This window comes from Hymenobacter glaciei, from assembly GCF_039539585.1.
Taxonomy (GTDB): domain Bacteria; phylum Bacteroidota; class Bacteroidia; order Cytophagales; family Hymenobacteraceae; genus Hymenobacter; species Hymenobacter glaciei.
Genome location: NZ_BAABDK010000029.1, coordinates 83,839 through 101,221 on the forward strand (window position 1 = coordinate 83,839; position 17,383 = coordinate 101,221).

Annotated in this window: 9 protein-coding genes; all 9 read left to right on the plus strand. The window is 59.5% G+C overall.

Annotated elements, in window-relative coordinates:
- Positions 1-39 precede the first annotated feature (39 nt).
- The 9 genes from ABD837_RS18180 to preA all read left to right on the plus strand — a co-directional run bounded on the left by ABD837_RS18180 (position 40) and on the right by preA (position 16,999).
- Positions 40-2,691, plus strand: coding sequence for an MGH1-like glycoside hydrolase domain-containing protein (locus ABD837_RS18180; protein WP_345057317.1), 2,652 nt, complete (start codon positions 40-42; stop codon positions 2,689-2,691).
- Between the two features lie 155 nt (positions 2,692-2,846).
- The gene (locus ABD837_RS18185) at positions 2,847-3,473 is read left to right on the plus strand and encodes a cyclase family protein (protein WP_345057319.1); all 627 of its coding nucleotides are present in this window, start codon (positions 2,847-2,849) and stop codon (positions 3,471-3,473) included.
- A 460-nt stretch (positions 3,474-3,933) separates the two neighbouring features.
- The gene (locus ABD837_RS18190) at positions 3,934-8,205 is read left to right on the plus strand and encodes an Ig-like domain-containing protein (RefSeq protein WP_345057321.1); all 4,272 of its coding nucleotides are present in this window, start codon (positions 3,934-3,936) and stop codon (positions 8,203-8,205) included.
- Between the two features lie 313 nt (positions 8,206-8,518).
- A complete protein-coding gene (locus ABD837_RS18195) occupies positions 8,519-9,991 on the plus strand; it encodes a CoA-acylating methylmalonate-semialdehyde dehydrogenase (RefSeq protein ID WP_345057323.1) in 1,473 nt (490 codons plus the stop codon).
- 155 nt (positions 9,992-10,146) lie between these two features.
- Entirely contained in the window at positions 10,147-11,499 is a 1,353-nt protein-coding gene (locus ABD837_RS18200; protein ID WP_345057325.1) for an aminotransferase class III-fold pyridoxal phosphate-dependent enzyme, read from the plus strand.
- Between the two features lie 141 nt (positions 11,500-11,640).
- Positions 11,641-13,014: a dihydropyrimidinase gene (gene hydA / locus ABD837_RS18205; RefSeq protein WP_345057329.1), complete on the plus strand. Its 1,374-nt coding sequence runs from the start codon at positions 11,641-11,643 to the stop codon at positions 13,012-13,014.
- A 172-nt stretch (positions 13,015-13,186) separates the two neighbouring features.
- On the plus strand, positions 13,187-14,053 hold the full coding sequence (locus ABD837_RS18210; RefSeq protein ID WP_345057331.1) for a nitrilase-related carbon-nitrogen hydrolase: 867 nt from the start codon (positions 13,187-13,189) through the stop codon (positions 14,051-14,053).
- A gap of 156 nt (positions 14,054-14,209) precedes the next feature.
- The gene (locus tag ABD837_RS18215; protein WP_345057333.1) at positions 14,210-15,535 is read left to right on the plus strand and encodes an FAD-dependent oxidoreductase; all 1,326 of its coding nucleotides are present in this window, start codon (positions 14,210-14,212) and stop codon (positions 15,533-15,535) included.
- 75 nt (positions 15,536-15,610) lie between these two features.
- Positions 15,611-16,999, plus strand: a complete 1,389-nt coding sequence (gene preA, locus ABD837_RS18220; RefSeq protein ID WP_345057335.1) for an NAD-dependent dihydropyrimidine dehydrogenase subunit PreA — start codon at positions 15,611-15,613, stop codon at positions 16,997-16,999.
- The last annotated feature ends 384 nt before the right edge of the window (positions 17,000-17,383 follow it).

Below are 17,383 nucleotides of genomic sequence, written 5' to 3' on the forward strand. Positions count from 1 at the left end.
CAGCATGACGTTCGTACTTAATCCGAAACCTGATAAGGAATGACCCCCGAACACCAACGACTCCAGGAAGACCGAGCCGGTGACAAATCCTGGCGCAAATTCGGCCCTTACGTGGCGGAGCGCCAGTGGGGCACGGTGCGCGAAGACTACTCGGCCAATGGCGACGCCTGGAACTTCACCACCCACGACCAGGCCCGCAGCCGCGCCTACCGCTGGGGCGAGGAAGCCCTGGCCGGCTTCTGCGACGACCAGCAGCTGCTCTGCTTCGGCCTGGGTCTCTGGAACGGGCAGGACCCCATCCTCAAGGAGCGGCTCTTTGGGCTGAGTGGCACCGAGGGCAACCACGGCGAGGACGTGAAAGAGGTGTACTACTACCTCGACGCCACGCCCACGCACTCCTACCAGCGGATGCTGTACAAGTATCCGCAGCACGCTTTTCCCTACGAGTGGCTGGTGAAGGAAAATGCCCGCCGCGACCGCATGAAGCCCGAATTTGAGTTGATGGAAACGGCCATCTTCCACGAAAACCGTTACTTCGACGTGTTCGTGGAATTCGCCAAAGCCGATTCCGAAGACATTCTTATTCAGCTCACCATCGTCAACCGCGGGCCCGACGATACCACGCTGCACCTGCTGCCGCAGCTTTGGTTTCGCAACACCTGGGCCTGGGGCAACAACGATTACCGGCCGGCGCTATCAGCCACAGGCGAGGGCCACATCCGCGCCGAACACCAGGATTTGGGGCTGCTCACGCTGTATTGCGACGAAGCCCTGCCAGGTACAAAGCCCTCGCTGCTCTTCTGCGAGAATGCCACCAACAACAGCCGCCTGTACGACGCGCCTTCGGATGAGCAGTTCTTCAAGGACGGTATCAACGACTACCTTGTGCAGGGCCAGGCCGGCACCGTAAACCCGGCTCAAACCGGCACCAAGGCCGCCGCGCACTACGAGTTGGCCATTGGGCCCGGCGCCACCCGCGTGGTGCGCCTGCGCCTGGCCGCGCCGGGTTTGGCCACTCCGTTCGCTGATTTCGACCCGACGCTGAAGCTGCGCCAGGTCGAGGCCGACCAGTTTTACCACGTGTTGCAGGCCGGGCTCACGGACCCCGACGCCCGCAACGTGCAGCGCCAGGCTTTTGCCGGCATGCTCTGGTGCAAGCAGTTCTACTACTACGACGTGCCGCAGTGGCTGGCCGGCGACCCGGCCCTGCCGGCCCCGCCGCCCGAGCGCCTCGGCGGCCGCAACGGCACCGGCTGGCACCACCTCAACAATGCCCACATCATCTCGATGCCCGACACCTGGGAATACCCCTGGTACGCGGCCTGGGACCTGGCCTTCCACTGCCTGCCGCTGGCCCGACTCGACCCAGAATTTGCCAAGGAGCAGCTCCTGCTGCTGTGCCGCGACTGGTACATGCACCCCAACGGCCAGCTGCCGGCCTACGAGTGGAAGCTGAGCGACGTGAACCCGCCCGTGCACGCCTACGCCACCTGGCGCGTGTTCAAGATGGACCAGAAGGCCCGGGGCGACGCCGGCGACATTGCCTATCTGGAAACCATCTTCCACCGCCTGCTCCTCAATTTCACCTGGTGGGTGAACCGCAAGGACCGCGACGGCCGCAACATTTTTGAAGGCGGTTTCCTCGGGCTCGACAACATCGGCGTGTTCGACCGCTCGGCGCCGCTGCCCTTCGGCGGCTACCTCGAGCAGGCCGATGGCACCGCCTGGGTCGCCATGTACGCGCTGAACATGATGCGCATTGCGCTGGAGCTCTGCAAAACCAACCCGGTGTACCAGGACCTGGCCAGCAAGTTCTTCGAGCATTTCCTGTACATCGCCGAGGCCATGACCAACGTGGCCAACGAGCACATGGACCTTTGGGACGACGAGGACGAGTTTTACTACGACGCCCTGAACACGCCCGACCGCGGCCACGAGCTGCTGAAAGTGCGCAGCATGGTGGGCCTCATTCCGCTGTTTGCCGTGGAGGTGATTGACGAAGACACGCTGGCCAACGCCCCGCAGTTTCTGGCCCGCATGAACTGGTTTCTGTCCAACCGCCCAAAGCTGGCGGCACTGGTGTCGCGCTGGCAAGAGCCCGGCAAGGGCGCCCGCCACCTGCTCTCGCTGCTGCGCGGCCACCGCGTGAAACGCCTGCTAGCGCGCATGCTGGACGAGGCCGAATTCCTGTCGCCCTACGGCATCCGCAGCCTTTCGCGCTATCACTTGGCTCACCCGTTCGTGTTCCGGGGCACCGAAACCAAGTTCACTGTCAACTACGAGCCGGCCGAGTCGCAAACCGACGTTTTCGGTGGCAACAGCAACTGGCGCGGCCCCGTGTGGCTACCCATGAACTTCCTGCTTATCGAGTCGCTGCAGCGTTTTCATCACTACTACGGCGACGATTTCAAGGTGGAGTATCCCACCGGCTCCGGCCAGCTGCACACGCTACTGGAAGTTGCCGATGCTCTCACCCAGCGGCTGACTCAACTCTTCTTGCGCGACCCCGAAACCGGCCGTCGTGCCTGCTTCGGCGACGACAAGCAGCTGCAAAACGACCCCAACTTCCGCGACCACCTCTGGTTCCACGAGTATTTCCACGGCGACAACGGCCACGGCCTCGGCGCCAGCCACCAAACCGGCTGGACCGGGCTGATTGCCAAGCTGCTCCAGCCGCGCAGCGGGGAGTAGCACATGCTTTAGCTTGTGCCCGTCATGCAGAGCGCAGCGAAGCATCTCGCGTGCAGTAGTAACTCAATCGATTGGATTACTACTGCACGCGAGATGCCTCGGCTGCGCTCGGCATGACGTTTTTTTATCCGCTTCTGTTAATAAATTCACCGATTATGTCCCTCCCACTTCCCTGGCTTGACGCTACCACCCCAATCCGCGACGGCATGGTGCACTGGCCCGATAATGCGCCCGTTCACATTAAAAAGACGCTGAGCATTGCCACCGGCGCGGCCGCCAACGTCACCGAAGTGTCGATGAGTGCCCATACCGGCACTCACGTCGATGCCCCGCTGCACTTCACCGCCGACGCCGGCGACAGCACGACCATTGACCTGGCGCGCCTTATGGGCCCGGCCCGCGTCGTCGGCATCGCCGACCCGCATAGCATCAGCCTGGCCGAGGTGCAGCAGTTGGAAATTGAGCCCGGCGCGCGCCTGCTTTTTCGCACGCGCATTTCGGATAGTGAGTGGAGCACGATGCCCTTTCAGCCCGATTTTGTGGCGCTCGATGCCGACGCGGCCCGCCACTTGCGCGACCGGGGCGTGGTCTGTGTCGGGGTCGATTACCTCTCCGTGGGCAAGGCCGATACCCACCACACCCTGCTCGATGCGGGCATCTGCGTTATCGAAGGGCTGGCCCTTCAACACATTGTGCCCGGCGAGTACGAAATGCTGTGCCTGCCGCTGAAAATTGTGGACAGCGACGGTGCGCCGGCGCGGGTGCTGCTGCGGCCCCTCTAGCAACTGGTGTTTTTGTAGGGTGCGGGGCTTGTCCCCGCCCGTCGGTGAACGATTCAACTATGAGCGGTTCGCCGACGGGCGGGGGCAAGCCCCGCACCCTACTTATTTATAACCGGTGGAGTGTGGAGGCGGGAGGATGTACATAATTTTGGCATTGGCTAATTATTTCGTTGTTTTTTAGCGGATGCCGGGAGGCCAGTATTGGCTGGGCCGGGCTGGCGGTAGGGTTCATCCCGGCGGTGAGCAGTTGTGTAGTAAGCGTATGAGGAGGGGAGTGAGGTAGGCATAAAAGGCCTTTTTCAAACGTTTGTGGCCATCTTTTGACTAACATTTTTTTCACCTTTGGGCCGTTGCTCCGTGGCTTGTTCCGGATTACGCAGGTTCATCGGCCGGTGAATGGTGCGCAGTCGGGGAGGAGTGGAGGGGCGACGCGCTGACCAACCTCATCCTAACCCCACCCATGAAAATAAACCTTACTCCTCCGGCTTTCCGGTGGCAAAACCGCCTGGCCGCGCTGCTCAGTTTCGGCCTGCTTTTTACCCTGCTGCCTTCCCGCACTTGGGCCCAGTGCAACCAGCTCGTCTGGGGCGATGAGTTCAATACAGCCGCCCTCGATACAACCAAGTGGAAAGTCATTGTGGGCGACGGCTGCCCCACGCTTTGCGGCTTCGGCAATGCCGAGCTGCAGAACTACCGCGCCCAGAACCTGGTGGTGGGCGGGGGCAACCTCGCCATCAATACCCGGCTCGAAACCACCACGGCGCCCAGCGGCAATACCTACCAGTACAGCTCGGGCAAAATCGAATCAAAGGTTGCTGGACTGGGCAAGCTCCAGACCTTCAAATACGGGCGCATCGAGGCGCGTATGCAGCTGCCTTCGGCCGGCGGCATCTGGCCGGCGTTCTGGATGCTGGCCGACCCCAGCAACTGGCCCTACACCGGCGAAATCGACATCATGGAGGCCAAGCACAAGAACCCGACTTCGATGTCGGGCACGGCCATCGGCAACGCGGGCGGCGGCAACCCCTACTTTGCCAGCCGCACCTATTCAGCGGGAGTCGATTTGTCGACCGGCTTCCACGTCTACGCCCTCGAGTGGGGCCCCGACGTGCTGCGCTTCTACGTGGACGGCAACCTCTACAACACCGTGACGCCCCAGACGGCCGCCGGCGCCTTCCCCTTCAACGACAACCAGTTTTACCTGATTCTCAATGCGGCCGTGGGCGGCCCAGGCTCGGGCTACACCGGCTACATACAGCCCACGCCCGGCGACTATCCTACCCAAACATTGGTAGACTACGTGCGGGTTTACAAGGGCACGTACAACTATGCCGTCATCGGTGATGAGGCCGTGTACCAGAACGAGCAGTACAAGAACTACCGCATCGATGCCATTGCCGGGGCCACGTATGCGTGGTCGGTACCGGCCGGGGCCACCATCGTTTCGGGGCAGGGCACCAACTCTATTTCGGTGAACTACGGCACCACTGCCGGCACTGTGGCCGTGACTGTTACCACCTCCGGCTGCACCACCAACGTGTATACCAAAGCCGTGACCATGAGCCTGGCACTGACGCTGGAGAAGGTGTACGAGGATTTCCAGGCCAACCGCTTTCTGACTTACGGAACCCGCACCGGTACCCTCACGCAGGCCGTGGCCAACCCTGGCTCCGCCGCACCCAATGCCTCGACGGCGGTAGGAAAGTATGTTCGCAACCCGTCTGAAACCTACGACGTGCTATACGTGCAGGGCCTTACCATTGGCAACGCCAATGACTTCGCGCAGAGCCGGAAGAAGGTGTACGTCGACGTGTACTCGACCGCGCCGGTGGGCAGCCGCGTCACCATGCAGTTCGAGAACGGTACCGTCACGACTGCGACCAATTTCCCGATGGGTCGGCACAGTTCCTACAAGGCCTTTACCACCCGTCAGAACGCCTGGGAAACGTTGGAATTCAACTACGAACAAACCATTGACGCGGGCACCAACATCTTTGCCATCAACAACGTGGCCTTCCTGTTTGAGCCCGGCCTGAACACCGCTAATACCTTCTACTTCGACAACGTGCGGGTGTATGCCCAGCCCGTGCCGCCGGTGGTCGCCACCGACATCATCGAAAACTACGACGGTACTAGCCGCATCAGCTACGATGCGGCCGTCACCAACGGTACCTACACGGCTGGCGTGGCCAACCCATCGGCTACGGGCGTGAACACCTCGGCCCGCGCCGCCAAGTACGTGCGCAACAGCACCCAAACCTACGACGTGCTGTTTTTCAATGCCGGCCCTCCCGGCACCGTCATCACCGATGCTGGCAAGTTCAAGGACCAGACTTACCAGCTGCAACTCGACCTGTTTACCGACGCGCCAGTGGGCAGCACGGTACGCATTACGCTGCAAAACAAGGTAGCCGCGGCGCCTACGGGCAGCTACCCCGCCGGCCGCAACAGCACCTACCTGGCCGTAACCACCAAGCAAAACGCCTGGGAAACCATTACGCTCAGCTTCGACACCGCGCCTGATGCCGGTACCTCCAACCTGGCCATCGACCAGCTGGCCGTGCTCTTCAATGGCAACACCAACACCGGCAATACCTATTACCTCGACAACCTGAAAGTGGTGAAGCACGTGGCCGACCCCACCTACACCGCCGGGACGCTGTTTGAGGACTACGAGGCCACGCACAACGTGAGCTATGTGACTGCCAACGGCACCTACCTCGCCACCCAGAACAACCCCTCGGCCACCGGCGTCAACACTTCGGCCCGCGTGGCCAAGTACACCCGCAACTCGGCTTCGACCTACGACGCGCTGACCCTGGCCACCGCCGCTGTGAAAGACGGCAGCCTGTATAAGTCGGGCGACAAAGTATTCGCGATGGAAGTGTACACCGCTGCGCCGGTCGGTACGGTGATTTCGTGGCAGCTGGAAAGCAGCGCGGCCTCGCAGCCAGGCAACTACCCGGCCGGCCGCCACAGCATCTACCAGGCCGTGGTGAAGCAGTCCAACGCCTGGCAAACCCTCACGTTCACCTACGCCAGCACCCCCGACGGCAGCACCACCGATGTCAGCGTCGACCGCCTCGTGTTCCTGTTCGCGCCGAACTCCAGTACCGGCGACGTGTACTATTTCGACAACCTGCGCAGCCTCAATAAAGTGGGCACTGCGCCGACCAACGTGGCCCCCACCGTCAGCCTGACTTCGCCTGCCAATGGCGCTACGTTTACCGCTCCGGCTAGTGTCACCATCAACGCCAACGCGGCCGACTCGGATGGCACGGTGTCGAAAGTTGATTTCTACAATGGCACCACGCTGCTCAACTCCGACACCAGCAGCCCCTACAGCTACACTTGGACGGGCATAGCTGCTGGAAGCTATTCCATCACGGCTAAAGCCACCGACAACGGCGGGGCCGTGACCACCTCTGCTGCTGTCAGCATTACGGTAAATGCTGCCCCAGCCGGCCAGCCGATTCCCGGCACCATTCAGGCCGAGAGCTTCTCCGCCATGCTCGGCATTCAAACCGAAACCACCACCGATACTGGCGGTGGCCTGAATGTAGGCTATATCGACGCCGGCGATTACATGGATTACGCCGTGAACGTGGCCACGGCCGGCACCTACACCGTGGGCTTCCGCGTGGCTAGCCTCTCGGGCGGCGGGCAGGCGCAGCTGCGCAACAGCGCCGGCACCACCCTGGGCAGCATTGCCATCGGGGCCACCAACAACTGGCAGGCCTGGACCACCATCAGCACCACCGTGACGCTGCCGGCCGGGGCGCAGACACTGCGCGTATACGCCGCCGCCGGGGGCTGGAATCTGAACTGGATGTCGTTCACGGCGGCGTCCAGCAACACGCCGCCCACTGTCAGCCTGACTTCGCCGGCTAATGGCGCCAGCTTCGCGGCCCCGGCCAGCATTACCATCAGTGCCAACGCGGCCGATGCTAACGGCACCGTAAGCTCGGTGGCATTTTATAACGGCACGATTTTGCTAAACACCGACACCAGTGCGCCATACAGCTACACTTGGACCGGCGTAGGCGCTGGCACCTACACCATCACGGCCAAAGCCACCGATAACACCAGCGCGGTCACTACTTCAGCGGCTGCGAGCGTGACCGTCAGCAGTGCCCTGGCTGGTACCTACTGTGCCACCACTGCCGACTTCAGCTACGGCGCGGTGAGCAGCGGCGGTAATGTCACCTTCACATTCCATCCGCTCGGCGCCACCGCAGGAGGGAACTTGGCCATTCTTTACCTGCGCAACGGCACTTCCGGCGGTTACCCTGGCTACTCAATGACCAAGAACGCAGCTGGGGATTTCACCTACACGCTGCCCCTGGCCACCGGCACGCTTACCAACCTGTACTTCACCTATCAGGTAGGCGCTGGCGGCCCCGAGCGCAACAACTCGGCCACGCCGTTCACTTACACAGCGGGTCAGTCCTGCACCCAGGCTCGTACTTTGGCAACTACTCCAGCCGTCGGTACGGTAGCCGGCGCTATTTACCCGAACCCGGTCAGCAATCAGCTTACGGTTGAACTGCGTGGTAATGCCGCACACACCCTTACGTTGCGCGATTTGCGCGGCGCCCTGGTGCGCGAAATCACGGCTGAAGCTGGTCGCACCAGCACCAGCTTCGACCTGAGCAAGCTGGCGGGCGGTGTGTACTTACTCACCATTAGCAGCGCCGATGGTGCGGAAGTTCGGAAAATCATGAAAGAATAACACTCCGGAAAAACGCCCTGCTGAGCGCTGTTGAAGCACCCGAGCCGCTGGGGAAATTCATTCGCTGTAACGAGGCGGTGAGTAGCTTTAATCAACTCAGCAGAATGTCTTTAAATTTTTACATCTGCTGGAAACCAGCCGCCCAATGCTTAGGCGGTAAAGTAAAATCAGCCGCTGGCTCCTGTCATTTTGGATAGGGGTCAGCGGCTGATTTGTTTGGGCCGATTCAGGAAAAACAATAAATTTATGTTTCGGCTATTGTGCGAGTTCGTGCAAAACCCTTAGCTTGCACCCCGCTTAACATTAAGATAACATGGAAGTCCAAACCTTGAAATATCCCGCCATCCAGAACTACGTGGGTGGAAAGTCCACAAACGATTCCGGAACGGCCACAATGGACGTGTTCAGCCCGCTTTCCGGGCAGCTGATTTCTACCCTGCCCCTGAGCAAAGCCGCTGACCTCGACGCCGCCGTGCAAGCTGCTAAAGCCGCCTTCCCCACGTGGTCGGCCACGCCCATCAAGGAAAGAGTCCAAATTTTTTATCGCTACAAAACCCTCCTCGAGCGCGACATGAAAGCCCTCGCCGACCTTGTGCGCGAGGAGAACGGCAAGACCTACGACGAGGCCCGTGCCGAAGTCGAAAAAGCCATCGAGCTGACCGAGTTTGCCTGCTCCATGCCGCAGCTCATCCAGGGCGAATTTCTCGAAGTGAGCAAGGGCGTAGAAGCCCGCGCCGAGCGCAAGCCGCTGGGCGTGGTGGCCAGCATCGCCCCGTTCAACTTCCCCAACATGGTGCCCCACTGGACCATCCCGAACGCCCTGGTGCTCGGTAACACCATGATTCTGAAGCCCTCGGAGCAGGTGCCGCTGAGCGCCGTAAAAATCGCCGAGCTGCTGAAAGAAGCCGGCCTGCCCGACGGCGTGCTGAACGTGGTGAACGGCGACCGCGAAATCGTGGAAGCCATCTGCGACCATCCCGATATCCAGGCGGTATCGTTCGTGGGCTCCACCGCCATTGCTAAAGTCGTGTACATCCGCGCCACCAGCAACCTGAAGCGTTGCGTAGCCCTCGGCGGGGCCAAAAACCACCTGATGGTGCTGCCCGATGCTCACCCCGAAATGACGGCCTCGAATGTGGCCGCCAGCATGTCGGGCTGCGCGGGCCAGCGCTGCATGGCCGGCTCCACAATGGTGGGAGTGGGCGCCGTTGACGACATCGTGGCCAAAATCGTGGAAGAGGCGAAGAAGATTGTCGTGGGTCAGAACCTCGGCTCCGTCATCAGCAAAGAAGCCAAAGAGCGCATCGAAAAGCACATTGCCGAAGCCGAAGCCGCCGGCGCGAAAGTCCTGCTCGACGGCCGCAACGCCGTAGTGCCCGGCTCCGAAGACGGCTACTATGTAGGTGCCACGGTAATCGACTACGTAACGCCCGACATGCGCATTGCCAAAGAAGAAGTATTCGGCCCGGTGCTCGCCATCATGCGCACCAACACCCTTGACGAGGCCATTGCCATCGAAAACGCCAACCCCTACGGCAACGCGGCGGCCGTTTTCACCAGCAGCGGCAGCAGCGCCCGCTACGTGATGGACCACGCCAACGCTGGCATGATTGGCGTGAACATCGGCGTGCCCGTGCCCCGCGAGCCCTTCTCCTTCGGCGGCTGGAATGACTCGAAATTCGGCGCCTGCGACATCACCGGCAAAAGCTCCATCGAGTTCTGGACGCAGTTGAAAAAGACCACGACCAAATGGAACCCCGAGTCGCGGGTGAACTGGATGAGCTAGGGTTAGCTCTGTGAAAAGTCTGTCATCCTGAGCTTGCGAAGGACCTGAGGACAATAGAATAGCTTGCAGTAAATTATTAAAGAGCGAACATCGCGGACGTGACAAGGTCCTTCGCTGCGCTCAGGATGACAGACGGCATTTTTGCCACCCTCTTAATGGAAACCACCTACGACCTCGATAAAGACCAAATCCTGCATGACAACCTCGACCACACCCTCTTCTCGTGGTCGAAGCAAACGGGCCTGAACCCCATCAACGCCGAGCGCGCCGAAGGCGTGTACGTGTACGACCGCGACGGCAAGCGCTACATTGACTTCTCGGCCCAGCTGATGAACGTGAACATCGGCCACGGCGACCAGCGCGTGACCCAAGCCGTAGCTGCCCAGATGCGCGAGCTCAGCTACGTGTACCCCGGCATGATTACCAAGGCCCGCGGCGACCTCGGTAAGAAACTGGCCGAAATCACTGCGCCCAACCTTACCAAGGCTTTTTTTACACTGGGTGGGGCTGAGGCCATCGAAAACGCCATTAAGCTGGCGCGGGTGTACACCGGCCGCCACAAGATTGTGTCGCTGTACCAGTCGTTTCATGGCGCCAGCTACGGCGCGATGAGTGTGGGCGGCGACCCCCGCAAGTTTGCCGTGGACAGCCAGGCCATGCCCAGCACCATTCACGTCGAAAACCCGTTTTTCTACCGTTGCCCCTGGCACAGCACCACGCCCGAGCAATGCGCCCAGCGCGCCGCTGAGGCCATGGAGCGCATCATCGGCTACGAGAACCCAGGCAGCGTGGCCGCCATCGTGCTCGAAGGCGAATCGGGCACTTCCGGCTGCATCAAGTACCCGCCCACGTACTGGACACGCATCCGCGAAATCTGCGACAAGTACGGCATCCTGCTCATCGCCGATGAGGTGATGTCGGGCTTCGGCCGCACCGGCAAGTGGTTCGGCTCCGACCATCACAATGTCAAAATCGACATCATGTGCATGGCCAAAGGCATCACCGCTGGCTACCTGCCTTTGGGGGCGGTAATGGTGGATGAGAAAATCGCCAAAAGCTTCGACGACAAACCCCTGCCGCTGGGCCTGACCTACTCGGCGCATCCTGTATCATGCGCCGCTGCCGTGGCCGTGCTCGACATTTACGAGACCGACAACCTGCTCGAAAACACTGTGGAGATGGGCAAGTATATGGACGAGCAAGTGGCTCAGCTCATGCGCCACCACCCCAGCATCGGCGACTGGCGCAACACCGGTCTCTTCGGGTGCATCGAGCTGGTGAAAAACCGCGCCACCAAAGAGCCCATGGCCCCTTGGAACGCCACGCCTGCCCAGATGGACATTATGAACCAGGTAGCTGCCAAAATCCGCGACCTAGGCATGTACACCTTCGTGCGCTGGAACTACATTTTCATCTGCCCCCCGCTCACGATTAACAAGGAGGAGATTGACGAAGGCTTGGCCATCATTTCCGAGGCTATTAGCATTGCGGATAAGTACGTGCACTAACGCTCGTCCACATCAACCTCACCCCCTCTCCAAAAAAGAGGGGTACCGGAAGTACTTTCTAACAGTCGTATTCAAAAACCGAGCTTGTCCGGTGCCCCCTCTTTTTTGGAAAGGGGGTCAGGGGGTGAGGTTATCCAGAACATGTCCATCCTTCTCAAAAACGGCCGCGTCGTCACCGCCGACTCGGATTCCGTCTGCGATATCCTGATTGAAGGCGAAACCATCGTTTCCATCGGCCGCAATCTGTCGGCCGATGGTGCGGAGGTAATTGACTGCACCGGCAAATTGATTATGCCCGGCGGCATCGACCCACATGTGCATTTGGAGATGCCCTTCATGGGCACCTTCAGCTCCGATACCTACGAAACGGGCACCCGCGCCGCGCTACATGGCGGCACCACCACCGTTATCGACTTCGTCCTGCAAAAGCAGGGCAGTTCGCTGCGTTCGGCTTTTGAGGAATGGAGTGGCCGCGCCACCGGCAACGCCGTGGGCGACTACAGCTTCCACATGGCCGTCACGGATTTCAACCCCAGCACCAAGGAGGAAATTAAGGACATGATTGCCGAAGGCATTACGTCCTTCAAAACCTTTATGGCCTACAAAGGCGCGCTCATGATTGACGATGCGCAGATGGTGGGCCTGATGCAGGAGGTGAAAAAGCACGGCGGCCTCGTAACGGCCCACGCCACCAACGGCGACATGATTGACACCCTCATCGCCCAGCACCGGGCGCAGGGCAAGCTCACGCCGCTCTACCACTACCTCTCACAGCCCGAAGTAACCGAATCCGAAGCTTCGGGCCGTTTCGCCGACATCGCCAACTACACTGGCGTGAATGCCTACATCGTGCACCTCACCTGCGAGGGCGCCCTCAACCAGGTGCGCCGCGCCACCGAGCGCAACCAGCGCGTGCTCGTCGAAACCTGCATTCAGTACTTGGTGCTCGATGCGCGGTTGTACGAGGACGAAACCAACGGCGCGAAAGTGGTGATGTCGCCGCCGTTGCGCGAGAAGAAAGACCAAGCCACGCTGTGGGCCGGTCTGAACCAAGGCCTCGTGAACGTAGTCGGTACCGACCATTGCCCCTTCCTGTGGGAGCAGAAGCTGATGGGGAAGGACGACTTCTCGAAGATTCCCAACGGACATCCGGCCGTGGAGCACCGCATGGAATTGCTGTTTTCGGAAGGCGTAAACAAAGGCAAAATCACGCTTCAGAAATTCGTGGAAGTAACGTCGACTAACGCCGCCAAAATCTTTGGCATGTTTCCGCGCAAAGGCACCATCAGCATCGGTGCCGACGCCGATTTGGTTATTCTCGACCCAAATAAAAAGCATTCTATTTCGGCCGAGTCTCACCACATGAATGTCGACTACTCTGCCTACGAAGGCTGGGAATTGACTGGTAAAATTGACACGGTGCTACTGCGCGGCCAAGTAGCAGTCGACGCTGGTGAAACCAAAGTCGAGAAAGGCTACGGGCAGTTTATTAAGCGCGGCAAAACCAATATCTAAGACAAGCAAAGTAGCGCGTCATTCCGAGCGAAGCCGAGGAATCTCGCGTGTAGTAGTAAACCAATTGTAGCAACGTCAATGATTAGCGGAAGCACGCGAGATTCTTCGGCTTTATTCGGACTGACAGCTAACTCAATATTCAGAATTTAAAACTCAACCCCACCTAACTACAATGCCCAGAATTATTAAATCCGGCCTCATTCAGATGAGCCTGCCAATGACCGAAGGCGAAGGCACGATTGCCGAAATCATGCAGGCCATGGAAGCCAAGCACATTCCGCTGATTGAAGAAGCCGGCCGCCAGGGCGTACAGATTCTTTGCCTGCAGGAAATCTTCAACACCCCGTATTTCTGCCCCGGCCAAGACAAAGCCTGGTACGCCTCGGCCGAATCGGTGCCCGGCCCGACAACCGACCGCATGGCCGAGTACGCCAAGAAATACAACATGGTCATCATCGTGCCCGTGTACGAACGGGAGTCGGCCGGCTTTCTCTACAACACGGCGGCCGTGATTGATGCCGACGGCACCTACCTCGGCAAGTACCGCAAAAACCACATCCCGCACACCACCGGCTTCTGGGAGAAATTCTTCTTCAAGCCCGGCAACATGGGCTACCCCGTGTTCCAGACCAAGTACGCCAAAGTGGGCGTGTACATCTGCTACGACCGCCACTTCCCCGACGGCGCCCGCGTGCTGGGCCTGAACGGCGCCGAAATCGTGTACAACCCCTCCGCTACCGTGGCTGGCCTCTCGCAGTACCTCTGGAAGCTGGAGCAGCCCGCGCATGCCGCCGCCAACGGTTACTTCATGGGCTGCATCAACCGCGTGGGCGAGGAGAAGCCCTGGAACCTGGGCCGCTTTTACGGCACCTCGTACTTCGTGGACCCTCGCGGCCAAATTATCGCGCAGGCCGATGAATACAAGGACGAATTGCTGATTGCTGAGTTCGACCTCGACATGATTGAGGAAGTGCGCAACACCTGGCAGTTCTTCCGCGACCGTCGCCCCGAAACCTACGAGAAACTGGTAGAGTTGTAGGCCCTTCGCTGACGTCTGAACGGTCATGCTGAGCGCAGTCGAAGCATCTCTGCCGCTTCGTTGCAATTAATGATAATTGGTTGCGCGGTAGAGATGCTTCGACAAGCTCAGCATGACCGTTCTTTATTCTCAAATAATCCGAATCAATCCGCCCCAATGGCCGAATTTTCTACACCTACTACCGAGCAGCAATTCGCGGAAAACTTCGCGCAGCTGAAGCCGGTGATGAACCGCACCGAGGCGCTTTACGAAAGCTCCCGCTGCCTATTTTGCTTCGATGCGCCGTGTATAAAGGCGTGCCCGTCGGGGATTGATATTCCGCAGTTTATTCGCCAGATAAATTCGGGCAACGACACCGGCGCAGCGCGTACTATTTACGAGGCCAACTACTTCGGCAACGCTTGCGGAAAAGTATGCCCCACAGAAGTGCTGTGCGAAGGTGCCTGTGTATATAACCTGCAGGAAGTGAAGCCAATTGAAATTGGCCGTCTGCAAAGCTTCGCCACCACCAAGGTGATTAAGAGCGGCGAAAAGCTGTTCGGTCCTGGGGCGGACAACGGGAAGAAAGTGGCCGTGATTGGCGCGGGGCCGGCCGGTATTTCAGCTGCCTGCGAGTTGCGGGCGCTAGGTTACAGCGTTGATGTTTTTGAAGCCAAAGCGCAGCCCTCGGGCCTGACGGTATACGGCGTTGCGCCGTACAAAATCACCAACGAAGAAACGTTGGCTGAAATGGCCTATTTGCAATCGCAATTCGGATATAACACGCATTTTAATTCGGCTATTTCTTCGCGCGAAGAATTGGCGAAACTGGAAGAGAAATACGACGCTATTTTCCTCGGAATTGGACTTGGTAAGACCAATGAGTTGGGTCTGCCGGGTGAGGATAAAGTCAATTGCACTGGTGCGGTAGAATTTATTGCCGAATTACGCCAGCATCATCATCAGGTAGCTGTGGGCCGCAAGGTAATTGTGCTGGGTGGCGGCAACACCGCCATGGATGCTGCCTCTGAGTCGTCGCGCCTCGGAGCCGACACCGTTATTCTGGCTTACCGCCGCGCCAAGGAGGAAATGGGCGCTTACGAGTTCGAATACGACTTGGCCAAAGGGGTAGGAGTGAAGGGGCTTTTCAACGTGGCGCCGGTAGAAATTACCGGTAACGGCTACGTGGCAGGCGTGAAATTTATCCGCACCGAAACCAAGGATGGCAAGGTGCAGGAAATTGCCGGTTCTGAATTTGTGGAAGACTGCGACATGGTGATTAAAGCCACCGGCCAAGCCAAGCAAACGGAATTCCTAAGCTTGATTCCAGGCCTGAAGCTGGACGGCAAAGGCCGCATCATCGCCAATGCCCACACCGGCCAAACGTCGAACCCGAAATACTTCGCCTCCGGCGATGCGTGGAACGGGGGGGCGGAAGTAGTAAATGCCGCCGCTGAAGCCAAGCTGACGGCTCGTGGTATCCACGCTTATCTGAGCAAGTAGCGCGGACTTTCAGTCCGCGAGTTGAGCCAACCTTCATTTCGTATTCAATCGCGGACTAAAAGTCCGCGCTACATTATGCCTGATTTATCCATCAATTTCGCCGGCATTAAATCGCCGAATCCCTTCTGGCTGGCTTCGGCCCCGCCCACCAATTCCGGCTACCAAATCATGAAGGCGTTCGACGCCGGCTGGGGTGGTGCGGTGTGGAAAACCCTGGGTGTGCCCGTGGTCAATGTATCGAGCCGCTACGGCGGCGTAAACTACCGCGACAAGCGCCTCATCGGCTTCAACAACATCGAGCTGATTTCGGACCGCCCGCTCTCGCACAACCTGCGCGAGATTGAGGAAGTGAAAAAGCGCTTCCCCAACCACGCCGTCATCGCCTCGCTGATGGTGCAGAGCCGGCAGGAGTGGCACGACATTGTGCGCCAATGCCAGGACGCGGGAGCCGACGGGTTCGAGCTGAATTTCGGCTGCCCGCATGGCATGTGCGAGCGCGGCATGGGCTCGGCCGTAGGCCAGGAGCCCAAGGTGCTGCAAACCATCGTGGAGTGGGTGATGGAAGTGGCTACCAAGCCCGTCATCGTGAAGCTCACCCCGAACATCTCCGACATCACCGAGCCTGCCATGGCGGCCCGGCGCGGCGGCGCCGATGCCATCTCGCTCATCAACACGATTCAGAGTATCGTAGGCGTTGATTTGGACCACTTTGCGCCATACCCGATTGTGGACGGCAAGGGTACGAATGGCGGCTACTGCGGCCCGGCCGTGAAGCCCATTGCCCTGAACATGGTGAAAAACTGCGCCCAGCACCCCGATGTTAAGTTGCCCATTTCGGGCATTGGCGGTATCGAGAACTGGCGCGACGCGGTCGAGCACATCCTGCTGGGTGCGAGCTCGGTGCAGGTATGCACGGCAGTAATGCACTTCGGCTTCGGCATCATCCGCGAAATGACTTCGGGTTTGGAGCAGTACATGGTCGAAAAGGGCTTCAATACCATTTACGACATGGTGGGTAAGGCTTTGCCCAACGTGCTGCACTGGGAAGACCTGAACATGAAGTATAAGGTTACAGCCAACATCGACGAGGACAAGTGCATCGGCTGCCAGCTGTGCTACACGGCCTGCGAGGATGGCGCCCACCAAGCCATTAAGCTGAACGCCGGCACTCGCGTGCCCGAAATCATCGAGGAAAACTGCGTGGGTTGCAACCTATGCTCGCTGGTGTGCCCCGTGGAGCAGTGCATTACGATGGAGCGCACCGACGACGGCACCGAGCACCTCACCTGGAAGGAGCGCACCGCCGCGGGCACCGCGCCTACCGAGTTTGAGGACGAGAAAGCCGGCGGCCGTCACCACTGGGTGCCCGAGCCCAGCGCCGCCCTGGGCAAGGAGCGCCACAAAACGCTGCCTGGTAAAGCCCGCTTGTATTCGGGCGAAACTGTTGCCCCGGCCGAGGCTTAGAATTGTTCAGAGTCACTAGTTAAGGCGCTCATAACTCGGCTCTTTACCAAGCGGTAGAGGGCCGTTTCCGTTTGGTGGCAGTCGATTTACGGACAAGCGAGCGCTTTCTTTGGCAATTCATCTTAGCCAGCCCTGCCGATGCAAAAGCTTTTATCTCAATAGTTGCTTAAGCGCAAACCTGGTCTACTACATGCCATACTGCTCTTGTCGCCGTTGGCTAGCCAGGCGTAAGGTTATGCTGAAGGTGGAAGCCTGGGCTACGAGCGACTGCCTGTGCGCCTCAAAACTCCGGACAAGTCAGCCTTTCATGCCGATATGTATCGGGCCAGCGCCATCGTACCGGTGGTCCAGGGGGCCCACGGTAGCTTCAGCCTGCTGGCTGGC